The following is a 17,357-nucleotide window of genomic DNA, read 5'->3' on the forward strand; positions in this document are numbered from 1 at the left end:
TCCTCAGAAGATCTTCACCGGTGTGACGATATCGGCCACGATCAACACGATGCCGCACAGCAGGAGGAATCCTCCCACCGCGTAGGCGACCGGCACCATCTTGGCCGTGTCGACGGGGCCGGGGTCGGGGCGTCCGGTCAGGCGGGCCGCGGTGCGGCGCAGCCACTCCCACAGCGCCCCGACGATGTGGCCGCCGTCCAGCGGCGGCAGCGGGACCAGGTTGAACAGCGCCAGGAACAGGTTGATCGAGCCCAGCAGGCTGGCGAACATGGCGGCCTTCTCCAGCACCGGGGCGTCCTGCACGGCCGCCTCGCCGGCGATGGCGCTGGCCCCGACGATCGAGATCGGGCCGTAGACGTCGCGCGGCTGGCCGGTGACCATGTCGACGGCCACGTTCCACACCTTGACCGGGAACTGCGCCAGCGCCACCGCGGACTGCGCGGTCATCTGGCCCATGTGGCGCAGCACCCCCACCGGCCCGGCGTGCTCGCGCGCGAGCTGGGGGTAGAGCCCCATCCAGCCGGCGGGCACGAGCTTCGAGGGGTCCAGGTCGTCGCGGACGCCGCTGATGATGGTGTTCACGGTCGGCAGCGTCACCTGCTGGCCGCCGCGCTCGACCACGAACGTCGCCGGGCCGTCGAGGTTGCGCCGGATCAGGTCGGTCAGCTCGGCGTAGCGGGTGATGGGCGTGCCGTTGAAGGAGACGATGCGGTCGCCCTCCCTCAGCCCGGCCTGCGCGGCCGGCGTCAGGGGGTCGGACGCCGTGCACTCGCGTTGCTCGGTGAGCACGCAGGGCTGGACGCCGGCCACCACCGGCTGCGGCTGGTAGGTCCCCACCCCGCCCAGGACCGCCCAGAACAGCAGGAAGGCCAGGACCAGGTTCATCGTGATCCCGCCGGCCATGATGATCAGCTTCTGGTGGGTCTTCTTCTGGAAGAACAGCCGGCCGTCGTCGGTGGGGCGGATGTCGTCCCACTCGTAGCTGCGCGCGTCGTCGGCGAAGCGCTGCAGCCAGGTCTGCTTCGCCCCGGGCCGGGTCGGCGGGTACATGCCGAGCAGGCGGACGAACCCGCCCAGGGGGAACAGCTTCACGCCGTACTCGGTCTCGCCGCGTCGGGTCGACCACAGGGTCTTGCCGAAGCCCACGAAGTACTGCGGCACCCGGACGCCGAACAGCTTGGCCGGCAGCAGGTGGCCCACCTCGTGCAGCGCCACCGAGGCCATCAGCAGGGCGAAGAACAGCAGCCCGAAGACGATCGTCCAGAACAGCTCCATCAGCGCCGCCCCGCACCCTCTCGGCCGCACAGCTCCTCGGCCCGCCCGCGCGCCCACCCGTCAGCGGCCAGCACGGCCGCCACGGTCAGGTCGGCATCGGCGACGTGGTCGCCGGCGAGGTGTTCGTCGAGCACGGCACCCACGGTATCCACGATGCCCAAGAAGCCGATCCGGCCCGCACAGAAGGCGTCGACGCACACCTCGTTGGCGGCGTTGTAGACGGCCGGGGCGGTGCCCGCTGCTTTCCCCGCGCGGCGGGCGAGCTCGACCGCGCCGAACGCCTCGGAGTCGAGGGGCTCGAACGACCAGCTGCGCGGCACCGACCAGTCGTAGGCGGCGGCCGCGTCGGGCACCCGCTCGGGCCAGGCCAGGCCGAGGGCGATCGGCAGGCGCATGTCGGGCGGGGACGCCTGCGCGATGGTGGAGCCGTCGACGAACTCGACCATCGAGTGCACGTCGGAGGTCGGGTGCACCACGACGGTGATGGCGTCGTAGTCGACGCCGTAGAGCAGGGCGGCCTCGATCAGCTCGAGGCCCTTGTTGACCAGGGTGGCCGAGTTGATGGTGATGACCCGGCCCATGTTCCAGGTGGGGTGCGCCATCGCCTGCTCGGGCGTGACGTCGACCAGCTCGGCGCGCGAGCGGCCGCGGAACGGCCCCCCGGACGCCGTGAGCACCAGCCGGCGGACCTCCTCGGCGCGGCCGGCGCGCAGCGCCTGGGCGAACGCCGAGTGCTCGGAGTCGACGGCGACCAGCTGGCCCGGGGCCGCGGCGTCGGTCACCAGGCGGCCGCCGATGACGAGGGACTCCTTGTTGGCCAGCGCCAGCGTCGGCCCGGCCTCGAGGGTGGCCAGCGTGGCCAGCAGGCCGGCGGCGCCGGTGATCGCGTTGAGCACGACGTCGCAGGGCATGCGGGCGGCGGTCGCGTTGCCGCCGTCGCCGAGGATCTCCACCTCGACGCCGGTCAGGAGCCCGCGCAGGGGCGCGACCGCGGCGTCCGGCACCGCGACGAGGCGGGGGGCGAAGGTGCGCACCTGCTCGGCCAGCAGCTCGAGCTGCGACCCGCCGGCGGTCAGCGCGACCACGGTGAACCGGTCGCGCCGGGACGCGATCACGTCCAGCGCCTGGGTGCCGATGGAACCGGTACTGCCGAGGATCACGACGTCACGCACGGGAGCTAGTCTCTCACCATGCGCGCCGAGATCGAGACCATCGAGGCCCTGGACGCCCACCTCCGCGCCGAGAAGTCCCTGGCCGGCTGCGTGGTGCACGCGCTGGACCTGCGCGGGCGCGGCGACGTGCTCGAGCGCGTCCCGGTGCAGAACGCGTTCTTCCTCGGCTGCCGGCTCAAGCACCGGGTGGCGGCCGACCTGGCCGGCCGCGGGGCGTCCATCTTCCCCCGCCTGCCGCAGTTGCCCTTCGACGCCTACCCGTCGCGGCTGTACGCGCCCGAGGACCTCTACGCCGGCCTCGCCGAGGGCTACGCGGGCACCCCGGATGCGCGCGTCTACGGCTGGACGCTGCGCGACCGCGCCCGGCTGCTGGACGCCACGCTGGCCCAGTCGCTCCACGACCACTTCATCAGCGACGCACTCAACGACGTCGTCACCGACCCCCGCAGCGGCGTCGGGGTGATGGGCGGCCACTCGGTGGTGCGCGGCGCGCCCGAGTTCGTCCAGGCCGCCCGGCTGGGCCACGGGCTGGCCGAGGCCGGCCACCTGGTGCTGACCGGCGGCGGCCCCGGCCTGATGGAGGCGGCCAACCTGGGCGCGAGCTTCCGCGACGGGCCGGAGGCCCTGGTCGAGGCCTGCGCGGCGCTCGCCGCGACGCCCTCCTTCACGCCCGACCCCGGCGTGTGGGCCGCGGCGGGATTCACCGTCCGCGAGCGCTGGGACTGCTCGCGGCTGTCTGTCGGAGTGCCCACCTGGTACTACGGCCACGAGCCGCCCAACGTGTTCGCTGGCGGCATCGCCAAGTACTTCGACAACGCGATCCGCGAGGACATCCTGCTGCGCCTGTGCGGGGCGGGGATCGTCTACTCCCCCGGGCGTGCGGGCACGACGCAGGAGATCTTCCAGGCGCTGACCCGCAACTACTACGCCCTGGAGGAGCTGGACCTGCGCCCGATGGTGCTGCTCGGGCACGACTACTGGACGCGGGTGGTGCCGGCCTGGCCGCTGCTGAAGGCGCTGGCGAAGGGCCGGATCATGGAGCCGCACATCCACCTGGTCGACTCGGTCGACGAGGTGCTCGCCCTGCTGGGGTGATCAGGCGTCGCGCCGGCGCGGGCGCCGTGCGCGCAGGGCGTCGGCGACCGCGAAGGGGGCGTACTCGGCGGCGAACACCGCCGCCGCCATCACCGCCAGGCACGGGATGTAGCCCGGCCAGGGCGGCAGCTTGTCGAGGATGCTGGCCGTGTCCGGCTTGCGCGTCAAGAACATGTAGTTGCTGCCCAGCCTGCGGTTGACCGCGTGCGCCAGCGCGGCTTGGGCGAGCAGCATCCCGAACGCCCGGACGCCCCCGGCCGCGGTCGGCCGACGCCTCTCGACGAAGACCTGCCACAGCGGCACCGTCAGCAGGAAGCCGTGGCTGATGAAGAACTGGTGGAACCGGAAGTGCCGGTCGCCGAAGTCGGCCAGGTCGGGGGTGAGCAGCGCCTGGGGCGCGCCCGACAGCCCCCAGAACCAGGTGATGTCGTCGCCCAACTGCGTGGGACGGATGAGGTTGGTCCCGCCGGCCCACACCAGGACCGAGCACAGGTGGAGCGGGAGCATCTCCTGGAGGTTCCAGGCCCCGTGGCGGGCCTTCCACGCGTGGTAGGCCACCTCCTGGCCCCACAGCCCGGCGATGATGGCCGCCTTGGTGGCCCGGCGTCCGGCCTCGCCCTGGCGACGGCCCAGGGCGATGGTCCCGGCCACGCCGAGCCCGGTCCCCGCCAGCGCGAGGAGGTGGCGGGTCCCGAACAGCCTGAAGGGCGGCCCGACGGGGCGGGCGGAGAAGTAGCCCATCAGCGTTCCTTGGCCGCGAGCTGCCCGCAGGCGCCGTCGATCTCCTGACCCCGGGTGTCCCGGATCGTCGCCGCGATGCCCCGCGCGTTGAGGCGGCGCACGAACTCCTGCTCGTCGTGGCGGCGCGAGGCCGTCCACTTCGAGCCGGGCGTCGGGTTGAGCGGGATCGGGTTCACGTGGACCCAGCCCGCGCCGCGTCCGTTCTTGGTCAGGAGGTCGGCCAGGGCGTCGGAGCGCCAGGCCTGGTCGTTGACGTCGCGGATGAGCGCGTACTCGATCGAGACGCGTCGCCCGGTGGTCGTGAAGTAGTGGTGGGCCGCGTCGACGACCTCGTCGACCTTGTGGCGGGTGTTGATCGGCACCAGCGTGTCCCGGAGCTCGTCGTCGGGGGCGTGCAGGCTGACCGCCAGCGTCAGCGGCAGGCCCTCGGTGGCCAGCTGCTCGATGCGGGGCACGAGCCCGACGGTGGAGACCGTGATCCCGCGCGCCGAGAGGCCCAGGTCGTCGGTCATCCGGCGGATGGCGCCCATGATCGCGTTGTAGTTCGCCATCGGCTCGCCCATGCCCATGAACACGATGTTGTTGAGCCGGACCCGCTGCATCGCCGCGACGACCTGCTCGACGATCTCGGCGGTCGACAGGTTGCGCTGCAGCCCGCCCTGGCCGGTCGCGCAGAACGGGCAGGCCATGCCGCAGCCCGCCTGGGACGAGATGCACAGCGTGGCGCGGTGCCGGCCGGTGCCGCTGGAGCGCTTGCCCGGGACGCCGTACTCCATGAGCACGCTCTCGACGAGGTTGCCGTCGTGCAGGCGCCACAGGGTCTTGACCGTCGTGCCCTCGTCGGCGGTCTGCACCCGCACCTCGGTCAGCAGGTCGGGGAAGAAGGTGACCTTCGCCTGCTCCCGCAGGGCGGCGGGCAGGTCGGTCCACGACGTGGGATCGGTGCTGGCCTGGCCGTAGTAGTGCGTGTCGAACTGGGAGGCCCGGAACCCGGGCAGCCCCGCCTCGACCGCCGCGGGCTTCCGCTCGGCGGGGGCGAGGTCGGCCCAGTGGCGCGGCGGCTTGCCGCGTCGGGGGGCGTCGAAGACGAGCGGGAGCACACGCCCGGCGCGGGCGTGGGCGTCCAGCTCGTCGGCGCGTGAGCGCTCGGCGTCGGTCAGTCCCTCGGTCATCGCACCGAAGGCTACCCGCCGGGGACGAAGAGGTACATGACCAGCCACGCGGGGGCGGCGGCCACGAGCATCGAGTCGAGGCGGTCCATCACGCCGCCGTGGCCCGGGAGGATCGAACTCATGTCCTTGATGCCGACGTCGCGCTTGATCGACGACTCGATCAGGTCACCGCACGTGCCGAAGAACACGCAGGCCGCCCCCAGGAGGACGCCCACCCACCAGTCCACGTCCAGCACCCAGTGGGCCAGGGCGGCGCCGGTCGCCATCGCGAACAGCAGCGAACCGGCCAGGCCCTCCCACGTCTTCTTGGGGCTGATGGCCGGGGCCAGCGGCGTCCGGCCGAACAGGACGCCCACGGCGTAGCCGCCGGTGTCGTTGGCGACCACGCAGAGCAGGAAGGTGACCATGCGGGCGGCGCCGTGCTCGCCGGCGAGGATGAGCGCGGTGAAGGAGCCCAGCAGGGCGATGTAGCCGATGATGAAGACCGAGGCGGCGGCGTCCCGGACGAAGTTCTCGTGACCCTTGGGGAACCGCACGATGAGGGCGGCCAGCACGGTGGCGCCGAGGAACATCAGCAGCACCGAGTGCCACGGCATGCCGAAGTTGGTGCCGAGCTGGGCCTCCAGCTGCGTGCCGACGCCGGTGGCGGCGGCGTAGGTGCCCACGATCATGCCGATCGTCCCGATCACGATCGGCACCACGGCGGCGTTCATGCCGAGGCGCTTCAGCGCCTGGTGCACCTCGATGGCGCCCAGGCTGAGCATCAGCGCGACGAGCAGGATGAAGCCCCAGTGCCACCACGTCAGGGTGACGACGAGCAGGGCCAGCAGGCCCACGCCCACCGCGATCGCCGCGGGCAGGTCCCTGCCCGCGGACCGCTTCTTCTTGGGCGCGACGGCCGCCTGGTCGGTCACTCAGACCTCGAGGAGGTCGGCTTCCTTGGCCTTCAGCAACTCGTTGACCTGCTCCTCGTACTTCTTGGTGAGCGTGTCGAGCTGCTTCTCGCCGTGGCGGGCGTCGTCCTCGCCCACCTCCTTGTCCTTCTCCAGCTTCTTGATGGAGTCGACGGCGTGGCGGCGGTTGCTGCGCACGGCGATGCGGGCCTCCTCGGCCTTGTGCCGGGCGAGCTTGATGTACTCCTTGCGGCGCTCCTCGGTGAGCTGCGGCAGCACCAGGCGGATGTGCTGGCCGTCGTTGGCCGGGTTCACGCCGAGGTCGGAGTCGCGGATCGCCTTCTCGATGGCGTTCATCGAGCCCCGGTCGAAGGGGCTGATCAGCACGGTGCGGGCCTCGGGGACCTGGAACGTGGCCAGCTGCTGCAGCGGCGTGGGCGTGCCGTAGTAGTCGACCATGATCTTGTTGAACATGGCGGGGTGCGCGCGACCGGTCCGGATGCCGCCCAGCTCCTCCTTGACGTGCTCGATCGTGCCCTGCATCTTGCTCTCGGCGGTCTTCAGGATGTCGGCGATCATCGTCGAATGCTCCTTCGTCGTTTCGGTCTCGGTCGGGTCTCAGGCGTGGACGGTGGTACCGATCTTCTCACCATTGACGACCCGGGCGATGTTGCCACGGACGCCGAGGTCGAAGAAGACCATGGGCAGGCCGTTGTCGCGGGCCAGGCTGACGGCGGTCGCGTCGGCCACCTTCAGGTCCTGGGCGAGGAAGTCGGTGTAGCTGAGGTCGTCGTAGCGACGCGCGTCGGGGTTCGTGCGCGGGTCGGAGTCGTAGACGCCGTCGGTGCCGTTCTTGCTCATCAGCAGCACGTTCGCGCCGATCTCGAGGGCGCGCTGGGCGGCGACGGTGTCGGTGGAGAAGAACGGCATGCCGGAGCCGGCGCCGAACAGGACCACGCGGCCCTTCTCGAGGTGGCGCACGGCGCGCAGCGGGATGTACGGCTCGGCGACCTGGCCCATCGTGATGGCGGTCTGCACGCGCGTGGGGACGCCAGCCTGCTCGAGGAAGTCCTGCAGGGCCAGGCAGTTCATGACGGTGCCGAGCATGCCCATGTAGTCGGCGCGGCGGCGGTCCATGCCCCGCTGCTGCAGCTGGGCGCCGCGGAAGAAGTTGCCGCCACCGGTCACGATCGCGACCTGCGTGCCGGCGGCCACGATCTCGGCGATCTCGCCGGCGATGCCCGCGATGATGTCGGGGTCGACACCCACCGATCCCCCGCCGAACGCCTCTCCCGACAGCTTGAGCAGGATGCGGTCGTACGCGGGCATGGGTTCTCCTTCGTCGGTGGCCGGGTGTGCGAAGTGGCGTGCACCGCGTCTCCGCGGCGCACGCCACTCTAGTGGATCGGCCCGAGGGCCGAGCCGGTCGTCGCTCAGGCGCCGGCCGACAGGCGCACGAAGCGCTTGACGATCACGCCGTTCTCCTTGAGGAGCTGGCCGACGTTCTTCTTGTCGTCGGAGACGGACGCCTGCTCGAGCAGGGTCACCTCCTTGTAGAAGCCACCAAGACGACCCTCGACGATGCGGGGGATGATGTTCTCGGGCTTGCCCTCCTCCTTGGCGGTGAGCTCGGCCACGTGGCGCTCCTTCTCGATGACGTCGGCGGGGACGTCCTCGCGGGAGAGCCACTGCGGCTGCATGGCGGCGATCTGCATGCCGATGCCGCGCACGAACTCCTCGGTGCCGCCCTCGTACTCGACCATCACGCCGACCTGCGGGGGCAGGTCCTGGCTGCGGCGGTGGAGGTAGATGGCGACCGGGGCCTCGTAGTGGGCCACGGCGGCCAGCTCGAGCTTCTCGCCGATCTTGGCGGCCAGGGCCTGGACGGCCTCCTCGACGGTGCCCTCGCCGAGCTTGACGGCCTTGGCGGCCTCCAGGTCGGTGGCGCCCGCGGCGTCCACGGCGGCGACGATCTCGTTGGCCAGGGCGACGAACTCGTCGTTCTTGGCGACGAAGTCGGTCTCGGCGCCCAGCTGGACCAGCGTGGTGCCGGCGGCGGCCACGAGGCCGTTGGTGGCCTCGCGGTCGGAGCGGCTCGACACCTTGGCGGCACCGGTCACGCGGAGGATCTCGGTGGCGGCCTCGAAGTCGCCGTTCGCCTCGGTCAGGGCCTTCTTGGCGTCCATCATCCCGGCGCCCGTGGCGTCGCGGAGCTTCTTCACGTCAGCGGCAGTGATTGCCATGTGCTGTCTCGCTTCCTTGGTTGGTTCGCTTGGGGGTCAGGTCACTCGTCGTCGGACGCCGACGCCGGGCTGGCCGGCGACTCGGGCGAGTCCGCTGACTCCGGGGAGTCGGCCGACTCGGGGGACTCGACGGACGCCGGGCCCTCGGCCGGGTCCTGCGCGTGGACGCTCTCGGGGGCCGCGTCGACCGGCACCTCGGGGTCGGCCAGGGCGGCGACGCCCTCGGCGGCGGTCTCGGTGTGGACGCGCGGGGCCTCCGCGGTGGCACCCAGGAGCTCGCGCTCCCACTCGGCCATCGGCTCGGCCGCGGCCGCACCGGTGGCCACGCCGCCGGAGCTGCGGGCCAGCAGGCCCTCGGCCGCGGCGTCCGCGATGATGCGGGTCAGCAGCGCGACGGAACGGATCGCGTCGTCGTTGCCCGGGATGGCGTAGTCGACCTCGTCGGGGTCGCAGTTGGTGTCGAGGATGCCGACGATCGGGATGCGCAGCTTGCGCGCCTCGTCGATCGCGAGGTGCTCCTTCTTGGTGTCGACGACCCACAGCGCCTGCGGCAGCTTGTGCATGTCGCGGATGCCGCCGAGGGTCTTCTCGAGCTTCTCCTTCTTGCGCTCCTGCTGCAGGAGCTCCTTCTTGGTGAGGCCGGAGGCGGCGACGTTGGTGAAGTCGATCGCCTCGAGCTCCTTCATCTTCGCGGTGCGCTTGGAGATGGTGGCGTAGTTGGTGAGCATGCCGCCCAGCCAGCGCTGGTTCACGTAGGGCATGCCGACGCGGGTGGCCTGCTCGGCGATGGCCTCCTGGGCCTGCTTCTTGGTGCCGACGAACAGGATCTGGCCGCCGCGCGCGACGGTGTCGCGGACGAAGCCGTAGGCCTTGTCGATGTAGGTGAGGGACTGCTGCAGGTCGATGATGTAGATGCCGTTGCGCTCACCGAAGATGAAGCGCTTCATCTTGGGGTTCCAACGACGGGTCTGGTGCCCGAAGTGGACACCGCTCTCGAGCAGCTGACGCGTGGTCACGACGGCCATGGCCGTTCCTTTCTCGGCGGACGGGCCACGGCACGCTCACGCGCCCGGGCGAGACCGCCTGGTTCGGTTCGTGGGGCTGACGATCAGCCCCGCCTGGTGCAGCGCCGCTCCCCCACCCCGTCACCGGGGACCTGAAGGGGTTCGACGTGGCCTGCACGCGAAGTCGACCCGGATCTGCCGGGTCGCTGGGGCCATGCTACGGCCCCGTGCGCCCGCCCGCCAAACCGGTTGACAGGCGCCGCCTATACCTAAGGGGCATGACGAGGTCGGTGGCGTGGCTGGTGGTGCTCGGGGTCGTGCTGGCGGTGGCGGGGGCCCCGCCCGCGGGGGCGTCCGGCGGCGGGTGGCCGCTGCCCGGAGCGGTGGTGCGGGGCTTCGACCCGCCCGAGGTGCGCTGGGCGGCAGGGCACCGGGGCGTCGACCTGGCCGGCGAGCCGGGTGAGGTGGTGCGCGCCCCGGTCGCCGGGGTCGTGTCGTTCGCCGGCCAGGTCGGCGGCAAGCCGGTCGTGGTCGTCAGCCACGGGGCGGAGCGGACGACGCTGGAGCCCGTGCACGCGAACGTCGCGGTCGGGCAGGCGGTCGCCTCCGGCGACGAGGTCGGACGCCTCGCGGCCGGCCACGCGCCGTGCCCGGCCGCCGCGTGCCTGCACTGGGGCCTGCGGCGGGGCCAGGACTACCTCGACCCGTTGTCGCTGGTCGCCGTGTCCCTGCGGTTGCTGCCCGACAGCGCGGTGGCCGAGGTCGAGGAGCGGGCCGCCGGGCGCGAGCGAGCCGCGGCCGCACTGGGCACCGGCCCGGGTGGTCCGGGCGGGAGCGGCCCCCTGACCCGCCCGTCGGCCGGGCGGGTGACCAGCGTGTTCAGGATGCGGCTGCACCCGATCTTCAAGCAGTGGCGCATGCACAACGGCATCGACCTCTCCGCGCCGTGCGGCACCCCGCTGTACGCGGCCGCCGACGGGGTGGTGCGGCACATGGGGTTCGACGCCTCGGGCGGGTGGCGGCTGGTGCTGGCCCACGGGCCGGTGGACGGGGTAGGCCTCGAGACCGTGTACCTGCACGCGCAGGGCTACCGGGTCCGCACGGGCGAACGGGTGGCGCGCGGGCAGTTGGTGGGCACGATGGGCACGACCGGCTGGTCGACCGGCTGCCACCTGCACTTCGGCGTCAAGGCCGACGGGCGGCACGTCGACCCGCAGCGGTGGCTTGGGTGAGGCCGCGCCCCTCAGGCGTCGCGGCCGTCGAGCGGCTCGATGGTGACGCCGGGGTGGGAGGCCTCGAAGTCGTCCCCCTCGTTCCAGCCCCGGGTGACGAGCTCGCGCAGCACCTCGCGGTCGATCGCGTCCAAGTTGGTCAGGTAGAGGCAGCCCTTGCCGACGCGGTGCTTGCCGAGCCGCTCGAGCAGGTCGGCGTTGGAGCCGTAGAGGGTCATCCCGTACAGCGTGAGGGCCGCCTTGCGGGGGCTGAACCCCACCCGCATCATCTCGCCCGAGTGCCCGGTCGCATAGGTGTAGCGCAGGCGCCCGTACCCCACGATGGTGGGCCCCCACATCGCGGGCTCGACGCCCGTGACCTCGGTGAAGAGGTCGAGCAGTTCCAGGCCCTGGTCCCGGCGGCGGGCCGGTTCGACCGCGTTCAGGAACTCCAGCACGCCGCCCTCGCGCGGTGTGGTCCTCGTCTCGTGCGCCATCCGCGCAGCCTCTCACGCCCGGGGGTGCGCCTGGCGGAAGGCGTCCCGGAGTCTTTCATTGGTGACGTGGGTGTAGATCTGCGTCGTGCCCAGCGAGGCGTGCCCGAGGATCTCCTGCACCGAGCGCAGGTCGGCGCCGCCCTCGAGCAGGTGGGTGGCCATCGCGTGGCGCAGTCCGTGTGGGCCCAGGTCGGGGGCGTCCGGCACAGCGTCGAGCGCGGCGTGCACGACCCGGCGCACCACGCGGGGGTCGATGCGCGCCCCGCGCGAGCCCACGAACACGGCCTCCCCGGCGTCCGGCCCGGCGAGGAGGGACCGCACGCCGAGCCAGTCGGCCAGCGCCCGTCGTGCCGGGTCGCCGAGCGGGGTGGAGCGCTCCTTGTCGCCCTTGCCTCGCACGCGCAACAGCCCGCGGGCCTCGTCGATCCCGTCGCGGTCGAGCCCGCACAGCTCGGCGACGCGCAACCCCGAGGAGTACAGCACCTCGACCATGGCGAGGTCGCGCAGCGCGGTGGCGCGGGCGGCGGTGTCCTCGGCGGCCTCGACCCGGGCGGCGAGGTGGTCGAACACGGCGTCCACGACGCCCTGGTCGAGGGTGGGCGGCAGCGTGCGGGACGCCCGCGGTGCCTGCAGCGCGCTGCCCGGGTCGGTGGGGATGCGGCCCTCGGCGTGTGCCCAGGCGAGGAACACCCGCGCGGCGGTGGCCCGCCGGGCCATCGTGGTGCGCTCGGCCCCTCGGCGGTGCAGGTCGGCCAGCCAGGCCCGCAGGAGGCGGTGGTCGACCTGCCCCCAGGCCGAGACCCCCCGGGTCGCCACCCACGTGGCGAGGTCGAGCAGGTCGCCGGCGTAGGCACGCCGGGTGTGCGGGGACAGGTTGCGGCCCAGGCGCAGGTGCTCGCCCCAGGCGTCGAGGTCGGCGAGGAGGCCGGCGTCGGGCTGGGCGGGGTCCATGTCGGCCAGCGTGCCAGAATGGACGGGTTGCCCGACGACCAACCACGCGAACGGAGAAGACATGGCGATCGAGGACCTCATGACCGGCGGCACCGTGCTGCCCATCACCCGGTGGGGCACCCCGGTGATGCACGAGGAGACGAAGCCGGTCACGTCCTTCGACGACGAGCTGCACCAGCTGGTGCGCGACATGTTCGCCACGATGCGCGCCGCCCGCGGCGTGGGGCTGGCCGCGACGCAGGTCGGCCTGGGCATCTCGCTGTTCGTGTACGAGTGCCCCGACGCCGACGAGCGCATCCACGTGGGAGCGATCTGCAACCCGGTCGTGACCACCCCGACGGGCAAGGACCGCTCGCTGGACAAGTCCGAGGAGGGCTGCCTCTCCTTCCCCGGCGGCTACCAGCCCCTGGCGCGTCCCGACACCGCCACCTGCACCGGTCTGGACCCGTGGGGCAACGAGGTCACCGTGACCGGCGACGGCACGCTGGCCCGCTGCCTGCAGCACGAGACCGACCACCTCAACGGCATCGTCTTCGGCGACCGGCTGTCCTCGCGCAGCTACCGCCACCTCGAGCAGCAGAAGAACGACTTGGCCCACCTCTACCCCGAGGATTGGCCGGTCACCCCCAAGAAGAAGTTCGCCGACGAGGACTGAGCCCGGCCGAACCGCGCCTCAGCGCAGCGCCCAGCACGCCACGGCCGTGGCGGCGGCGACGTTGAGCGAGTCGACCCCGTGGGCCATGGGGATCGAGACCACGGCGTCCGCCTGCTCGATCCAGCGGCGCGACAGCCCCTCCCCCTCGGTGCCGACCACGATCGCCAGCTTGTCGGGCAAGCCCGCGGCCACGAGGTCGTCCAGGCCGACGGCGTCCGGGGTGAGCGCGAGCGCGACCACGGTGAAGCCGGCCGCCCGCAGCGACGGGATGGCGGTCGCCCAGTCGTCGACGCGGGCCCACGGCAGGGAGAACACCGTGCCCATGCTGACCTTGATCGAGCGCCGGTAGAGCGGGTCGGCCGCCCGCGGGGCGAGCAGGACGCCGTCCCAGCCGAGGCCGGCGGCGTTGCGGAGGATCGCCCCCACGTTGGTGTGGTCGACGATGTCCTCGGCCACGACGAGCCGGCGCAGGCCGAGCAGGTCGGCCATCGGCGTGGGCTCGGCGCGGTGCAGGGACGCCAGCGCGCCGCGGTGCACGTGGAACCCGGTGACGGCCTCGGGCAGGTCCTCGCTGACGACGTAGACCGGGGCGTCGGGGTGCAGGTCGATCAGGTCGGCCAGGCCGGGGATCCAGCGCTCGGCGAGCAGGAACGAGCGCGGGCGGTGCCCGGCCTCGATCGCCCGTCGGATGACCTTCTCGCCCTCCGCGATGAACAGGCCGCGCTCGGACTCGAGGCTCTTGCGGAGGGACGTGTCGCGCAGGGCGACGTAGTCGGACAGGCGCGGGTCGGCGGCGTCCGTGACCGGGACGCGGTTCACGCCCAGGTGACCTTGACGTGCTCGGCCCAGTCGTCCCACCAGGTGGGGTCGGACGCCTCGGCCTCCCGCCCGCGGTTCCACACGGACAGGTACAGCTCGCGGGCGGTCCCGGTGACCGTGACGTCGGCGGGCTCGTCGGGGGTGTCGCGCGTGGTCACCGCGCCGTCGTGGGTGAACCGGACCAGCCACGAGCGGTCGACGTCGGTCGCCTTGAACAGCACGGTCTGCGTGCGCGGGAGCGACGTCTGCGGGTTGCGGCGCACCACGAACCCGGTGAGCACCTCGTCGACACCGTCGGCCGCCAGCCACGGCTTGACCCAGACCTCGTCGGCTCGCGGGGCGCGGCCCAGCCGGGCGGCCATCGCGTCGACGGCGTGGATCGTGGTCTCGTGGACCTGGCGGCGCAGCCAGGCGTCGCGCGGGGGCGGGGCGTCGGGCAGGAAGAACTTCACGTCGAGGTCGGCCGGCGCGTTGGCCACGGCGTTGAGGAGTACGACCATGCCCTCGTCGAACCAGTCGAGCAGGTCGGGCGCGGCGTCGGCCTCGGCGAGCACGATCGCGTCGGGCGCGGGGCGCCCCGTCCGCGCGATGTAGGCGGCCGCCCACCGGTGGACCAGGCCCTGGTGGGCGACGAGGTCGTGCACGGTCCACCCGGGGCACGTCGGCACCGGCGCGGCCAGACCCGCCGTCCCCGCGTTGCTGCGCAACACCGCGCACGCGTCCCCGAGGGCCTCGCCCATCTCCCGGAAGTCCATCACCTCGACCATGGCCGAAACCTTAGCGGGGCCCGCACCGTGCTCGGTGCGGGCCCCGGGGGTGGGTGGGAGGGTCAGCGGGTGGGGGTGATGCCGCGTCGGCGGGCGAGGTGCTCCACGACCCCGACGGCCACGAGCGAGGACACGACGCCGAGGACGGCGCCGGTCACGGTGCCCTGGCTCTGCTCGGTGACCATGTTCGCCATCAGCGGGACGCCGAGGGCGGCCTGGCCGACGATGATCACCACGTTGTTGACCGTGTGGAGGGCCACCGCGGCCTCGAGGCCGCCGGTGCGCCAGGTCAGCCAGCAGGCGGCCACGGCCATGGCGGCCAGCGAGACGATGATCCACGGGTCGAAGCTGCCGTGGGCCAGGGCGAACAGGCCGGCCGACACGACGGTGGGGACGACGAGGGCGACGACGGGACGCGGGATCGCGACGCCGATGTTCTGCACGAGCCAGCCGCGGAAGAAGTACTCCTCGCCGGCGGCCTGGAGCGGGGTGGTGAGCAGGCAGACCGCGATGAGGGCGGCGGTGACGCCGAGGGACTCGACGTGGGTGAACAGCGGGACGGGCTCGAGGAACCAGGCGATGACGACGTAGAGCAGCCAGATGGGCGTGAGGACGGCGGTGACGATCCCGAACCAGCCGAACCGGAAGCGGCCGGTCACCGAGTGCGTGTAGCCGGCGGGCAGGCGGTGCGCGACCTTGTTGGCGATGAGCACCGACGGGATGAGCACGGCCAAGGCGAGGTTCATGGCGAGCAGAGCGCCGACGCTCGTCCAGCCGGACAGGCCAACGCCGGTCACGAGCGCCTCGGGGTCGGGTGCGGCGCTGAGGCCGGCCACGACGACCAGGCCGAGCACGAGGCCCATGGCGATCGAGATGCCGAGGTAGACGGCGGCGAACACACCGAACGAGGCGAAGGGACGCCACCAGCGGCGGCCGGGCTCACGGAAGACGTGCTGGTAGGGGGTGCCGGGGGCCGGCTCGAGCGGCACGGGGGCGGCGGGGACGGGGGCGGCGGGCGGGGCCCAGGAACCGGTGGGGGTGATCGTGTTCGTCATGTCCCCCACCTTGCTGAAGCCATCCGGTCGGGTGGAACCGGCACGGGGCCACGGTGCCCGCTCCCCGGGTCGACCCCCGGCCAGACGGAGGTCGCACCGGTCGTAGCCACTAGGGTGTCCGCGTGGCACGCATGGCACGGATCAAGCTCGACCCCTTCCTGATGGCGATCATCGCCGCGGCGGTCGTGGCGTCCTTCCTGCCCGCGACCGGGATCGGTGCGCAGGTGCTGTCGGTGGCCACCAAGGTGGCCATCTTCTGCCTGTTCTTCCTCTACGGCGCCCGACTACACCCCGAGGAGGCGCTGCGCGGCCTCAAGCACTGGAAGCTGCACCTGACGATCCTGGCGTTCACGTTCGTCGTGTTCCCCCTGATCGGCCTGGCGATCGGCCTGCTGCCCGGCTGGGCGCTGGCCCCCGCGCTGATCCCCGGCATGGTCTACGTGACGCTGTGCCCCTCGACCGTGCAGAGCTCGATCAACTTCACCTCGATCGCGCGCGGCAACGTGGCCGGAGCGATCGTCAGCGCGTCGGCCTCGAACCTCCTGGGCGTGTTCCTCACCCCGCTGCTCGCGATCGCGCTGATGAACACCACCGGCAACGCGAACGTCGGCCTGGGGTCGATCGTCGACCTCGTCGTGCAGATCCTGCTGCCGTTCATCCTCGGCCAGCTGTCCCGCCGCTGGACCGCCGACTTCGTCGCCCGGCACAAGAAGCTCAAGCTCTTCGACCAGGCGTCCATCGTGATGGTCGTGTACGCGGCGTTCTCCCAGGGCATCCGTGAGGGCATCTGGTCGATGGTCGGCTGGGTCGACATCGTCGCGCTCGTCGTGGTGTGCCTTGTCCTGCTGGCGTTCATGCTGTGGTTCACCTGGTTCACCGCCAGGCGCCTGGGCTTCAACCGCGCGGACGCCATCGCCATCCAGATGTGCGGCACCAAGAAGTCGCTGGCCACGGGCCTGCCGATGGCCACCGTGCTCTTCGCGGGGCAGCCGATCGGCCTGATCATGCTGCCGCTCATGGTGTTCCACCAGGCGCAGCTCATGGCCTGCTCCTGGCTGGCCGCCCGCTACGCCCGTGACCCCGAGCCGGACGCCGTCGCCACGGCCTGAGCGGCCGGCCCGCCCGGGGAGGCGTCAGGGAGCGACCTTGCGGATCACCGCGAAACCGTCCCAGCCCTTCTCCCCCACCGTCTGCGTGATCGAGACCTGGACGCGGTCGTCGCCCTGGAGCGCCGCCAGCGCGCGGACCACGCCCTGCACCTGCGGGTCGTCACCCGGGTCGAGGACCCTCCCGCCGCGGACGACGTTGTCGATGACGATCAGGGCCCCCGGGCGGGTGAGTTCGAGGGCCCGCTCCACGTAGGTGGGCAGGTTCTGCTTGTCGGCGTCGATGAACACCAGGTCGAAGGGCTCGACCCCGGCCGCCACCATCCGCCCGGACACCTCCGCGGCGGGGCCGCAGTGGATGTCGACCCAGGCCGAGACGCCGGCGTCCTCGAGGTGGCCCCGCGCGACCGCGGCGTTGGCGCGGTCGAGCTCGATCGAGACCACGCGTCCCGACGGGCCCACCGCGCGCGCGAGCCAGATCGTGGAGTAGCCGGCCAGCGTGCCGAACTCCAGCACCCGGCGCGCACCCGAGGCGAGGGCCAGGATGTGCAGCATCCGGCCCATCTGCCGCGACACCTGGATGCCCGGGCTGGAGACCTCGGTCGAGGTGCGCGCGGCGGCGAGCACGGCGTCCTCGCGGGCGAATACGGCCAGCCGTTCGTCGACGGCGGCCCACTGCTCCGGCCCGGACGCCGTCACGG

19 protein-coding genes are annotated in these 17,357 nt (G+C 72.4%); 4 read left to right on the forward strand and 15 right to left on the reverse strand.

Annotation, left to right across the window (positions count from 1 at the left end):
• Positions 1 to 3 precede the first annotated feature (3 nt).
• Both J4N02_RS10305 and dxr read right to left on the reverse strand, forming a co-directional pair.
• On the reverse strand, positions 4 to 1,275 hold the full coding sequence (locus J4N02_RS10305) for an RIP metalloprotease (RefSeq protein ID WP_188332819.1): 1,272 nt from the start codon (positions 1,273 to 1,275) through the stop codon (positions 4 to 6).
• Positions 1,275 to 2,447, reverse strand: a complete 1,173-nt coding sequence (gene dxr, locus J4N02_RS10310; protein WP_188332818.1) for a 1-deoxy-D-xylulose-5-phosphate reductoisomerase — start codon at positions 2,445 to 2,447, stop codon at positions 1,275 to 1,277. Before dxr ends, J4N02_RS10305 begins: the two co-directional genes overlap by 1 nt.
• A gap of 18 nt (positions 2,448 to 2,465) precedes the next feature.
• Between dxr and J4N02_RS10315 the strand changes: the two genes are divergently transcribed.
• The gene (locus J4N02_RS10315) at positions 2,466 to 3,542 is read left to right on the forward strand and encodes an LOG family protein (protein WP_182815769.1); all 1,077 of its coding nucleotides are present in this window, start codon (positions 2,466 to 2,468) and stop codon (positions 3,540 to 3,542) included.
• Here J4N02_RS10315 and J4N02_RS10320 read toward each other — a convergent pair whose 3' ends face one another.
• The 7 genes from J4N02_RS10320 to rpsB all read right to left on the reverse strand — a co-directional run bounded on the left by J4N02_RS10320 (position 3,543) and on the right by rpsB (position 9,616).
• Complete coding sequence (locus tag J4N02_RS10320; RefSeq protein WP_188332817.1) at positions 3,543 to 4,283, reverse strand: TIGR02206 family membrane protein; 741 nt, start codon at positions 4,281 to 4,283, stop codon at positions 3,543 to 3,545.
• Positions 4,283 to 5,455 carry a 23S rRNA (adenine(2503)-C(2))-methyltransferase RlmN gene (gene rlmN / locus J4N02_RS10325; protein WP_188332816.1) on the reverse strand — a complete coding sequence of 391 codons (1,173 nt, stop codon included), beginning with the start codon at positions 5,453 to 5,455 and terminating at the stop codon, positions 4,283 to 4,285. The genes J4N02_RS10320 and rlmN overlap by 1 nt, the downstream gene beginning before the upstream one ends.
• An 11-nt stretch (positions 5,456 to 5,466) precedes the next feature.
• A complete protein-coding gene (locus J4N02_RS10330) occupies positions 5,467 to 6,369 on the reverse strand; it encodes a phosphatidate cytidylyltransferase (protein ID WP_182815763.1) in 903 nt (300 codons plus the stop codon).
• On the reverse strand, positions 6,370 to 6,924 hold the full coding sequence (gene frr, locus J4N02_RS10335; protein ID WP_182815952.1) for a ribosome recycling factor: 555 nt from the start codon (positions 6,922 to 6,924) through the stop codon (positions 6,370 to 6,372).
• 42 nt (positions 6,925 to 6,966) lie between these two features.
• A complete protein-coding gene (pyrH, locus tag J4N02_RS10340) occupies positions 6,967 to 7,677 on the reverse strand; it encodes a UMP kinase (protein WP_182815761.1) in 711 nt (236 codons plus the stop codon).
• A 104-nt stretch (positions 7,678 to 7,781) separates the two neighbouring features.
• Entirely contained in the window at positions 7,782 to 8,591 is an 810-nt protein-coding gene (gene tsf / locus J4N02_RS10345; RefSeq protein WP_188332815.1) for a translation elongation factor Ts, read from the reverse strand.
• Between the two features lie 41 nt (positions 8,592 to 8,632).
• Complete coding sequence (gene rpsB, locus J4N02_RS10350; RefSeq protein ID WP_188332814.1) at positions 8,633 to 9,616, reverse strand: 30S ribosomal protein S2; 984 nt, start codon at positions 9,614 to 9,616, stop codon at positions 8,633 to 8,635.
• A 257-nt stretch (positions 9,617 to 9,873) separates the two neighbouring features.
• Between rpsB and J4N02_RS10355 the strand changes: the two genes are divergently transcribed.
• The gene (locus J4N02_RS10355) at positions 9,874 to 10,827 is read left to right on the forward strand and encodes a peptidoglycan DD-metalloendopeptidase family protein (protein ID WP_188332813.1); all 954 of its coding nucleotides are present in this window, start codon (positions 9,874 to 9,876) and stop codon (positions 10,825 to 10,827) included.
• A gap of 11 nt (positions 10,828 to 10,838) precedes the next feature.
• Here J4N02_RS10355 and J4N02_RS10360 read toward each other — a convergent pair whose 3' ends face one another.
• Together J4N02_RS10360 and J4N02_RS10365 are read right to left on the reverse strand one after the other, a co-directional pair.
• Positions 10,839 to 11,303 carry a DUF1801 domain-containing protein gene (locus tag J4N02_RS10360; RefSeq protein WP_188332812.1) on the reverse strand — a complete coding sequence of 155 codons (465 nt, stop codon included), beginning with the start codon at positions 11,301 to 11,303 and terminating at the stop codon, positions 10,839 to 10,841.
• Between the two features lie 12 nt (positions 11,304 to 11,315).
• Positions 11,316 to 12,254 (reverse strand): tyrosine recombinase XerC, encoded by a 939-nt coding sequence (locus J4N02_RS10365; RefSeq protein ID WP_188332811.1) that lies wholly within the window; start codon positions 12,252 to 12,254, stop codon positions 11,316 to 11,318.
• Positions 12,255 to 12,315: 61 nt separating this feature from the next.
• On the opposite strand from J4N02_RS10365, the gene def reads away from it, so the two are divergent.
• The gene (gene def, locus J4N02_RS10370) at positions 12,316 to 12,909 is read left to right on the forward strand and encodes a peptide deformylase (protein ID WP_182815754.1); all 594 of its coding nucleotides are present in this window, start codon (positions 12,316 to 12,318) and stop codon (positions 12,907 to 12,909) included.
• An 18-nt stretch (positions 12,910 to 12,927) separates the two neighbouring features.
• Here def and J4N02_RS10375 read toward each other — a convergent pair whose 3' ends face one another.
• The 3 genes from J4N02_RS10375 to J4N02_RS10385 all read right to left on the reverse strand — a co-directional run bounded on the left by J4N02_RS10375 (position 12,928) and on the right by J4N02_RS10385 (position 15,550).
• Entirely contained in the window at positions 12,928 to 13,728 is an 801-nt protein-coding gene (locus J4N02_RS10375; RefSeq protein WP_243760775.1) for an RNA methyltransferase, read from the reverse strand.
• Positions 13,725 to 14,495, reverse strand: a complete 771-nt coding sequence (locus tag J4N02_RS10380) for a maleylpyruvate isomerase family mycothiol-dependent enzyme (protein ID WP_208090930.1) — start codon at positions 14,493 to 14,495, stop codon at positions 13,725 to 13,727. Before J4N02_RS10380 ends, J4N02_RS10375 begins: the two co-directional genes overlap by 4 nt.
• 62 nt (positions 14,496 to 14,557) lie before the next feature.
• On the reverse strand, positions 14,558 to 15,550 hold the full coding sequence (locus tag J4N02_RS10385; RefSeq protein ID WP_188332810.1) for a CPBP family intramembrane glutamic endopeptidase: 993 nt from the start codon (positions 15,548 to 15,550) through the stop codon (positions 14,558 to 14,560).
• 131 nt (positions 15,551 to 15,681) lie between these two features.
• On the opposite strand from J4N02_RS10385, the gene J4N02_RS10390 reads away from it, so the two are divergent.
• Positions 15,682 to 16,659, forward strand: a complete 978-nt coding sequence (locus J4N02_RS10390; protein WP_188332839.1) for a bile acid:sodium symporter family protein — start codon at positions 15,682 to 15,684, stop codon at positions 16,657 to 16,659.
• Positions 16,660 to 16,683: 24 nt separating this feature from the next.
• Here the strand turns inward: J4N02_RS10390 and J4N02_RS10395 are convergent, their stop codons facing one another.
• Positions 16,684 to 17,355: an O-methyltransferase gene (locus J4N02_RS10395; RefSeq protein ID WP_188332809.1), complete on the reverse strand. Its 672-nt coding sequence runs from the start codon at positions 17,353 to 17,355 to the stop codon at positions 16,684 to 16,686.
• Positions 17,356 to 17,357 lie beyond the last annotated feature (2 nt).

Source organism: Propioniciclava sp. MC1595 (assembly GCF_017569205.1).
Taxonomy (GTDB): Bacteria; Actinomycetota; Actinomycetes; order Propionibacteriales; family Propionibacteriaceae; genus Propioniciclava.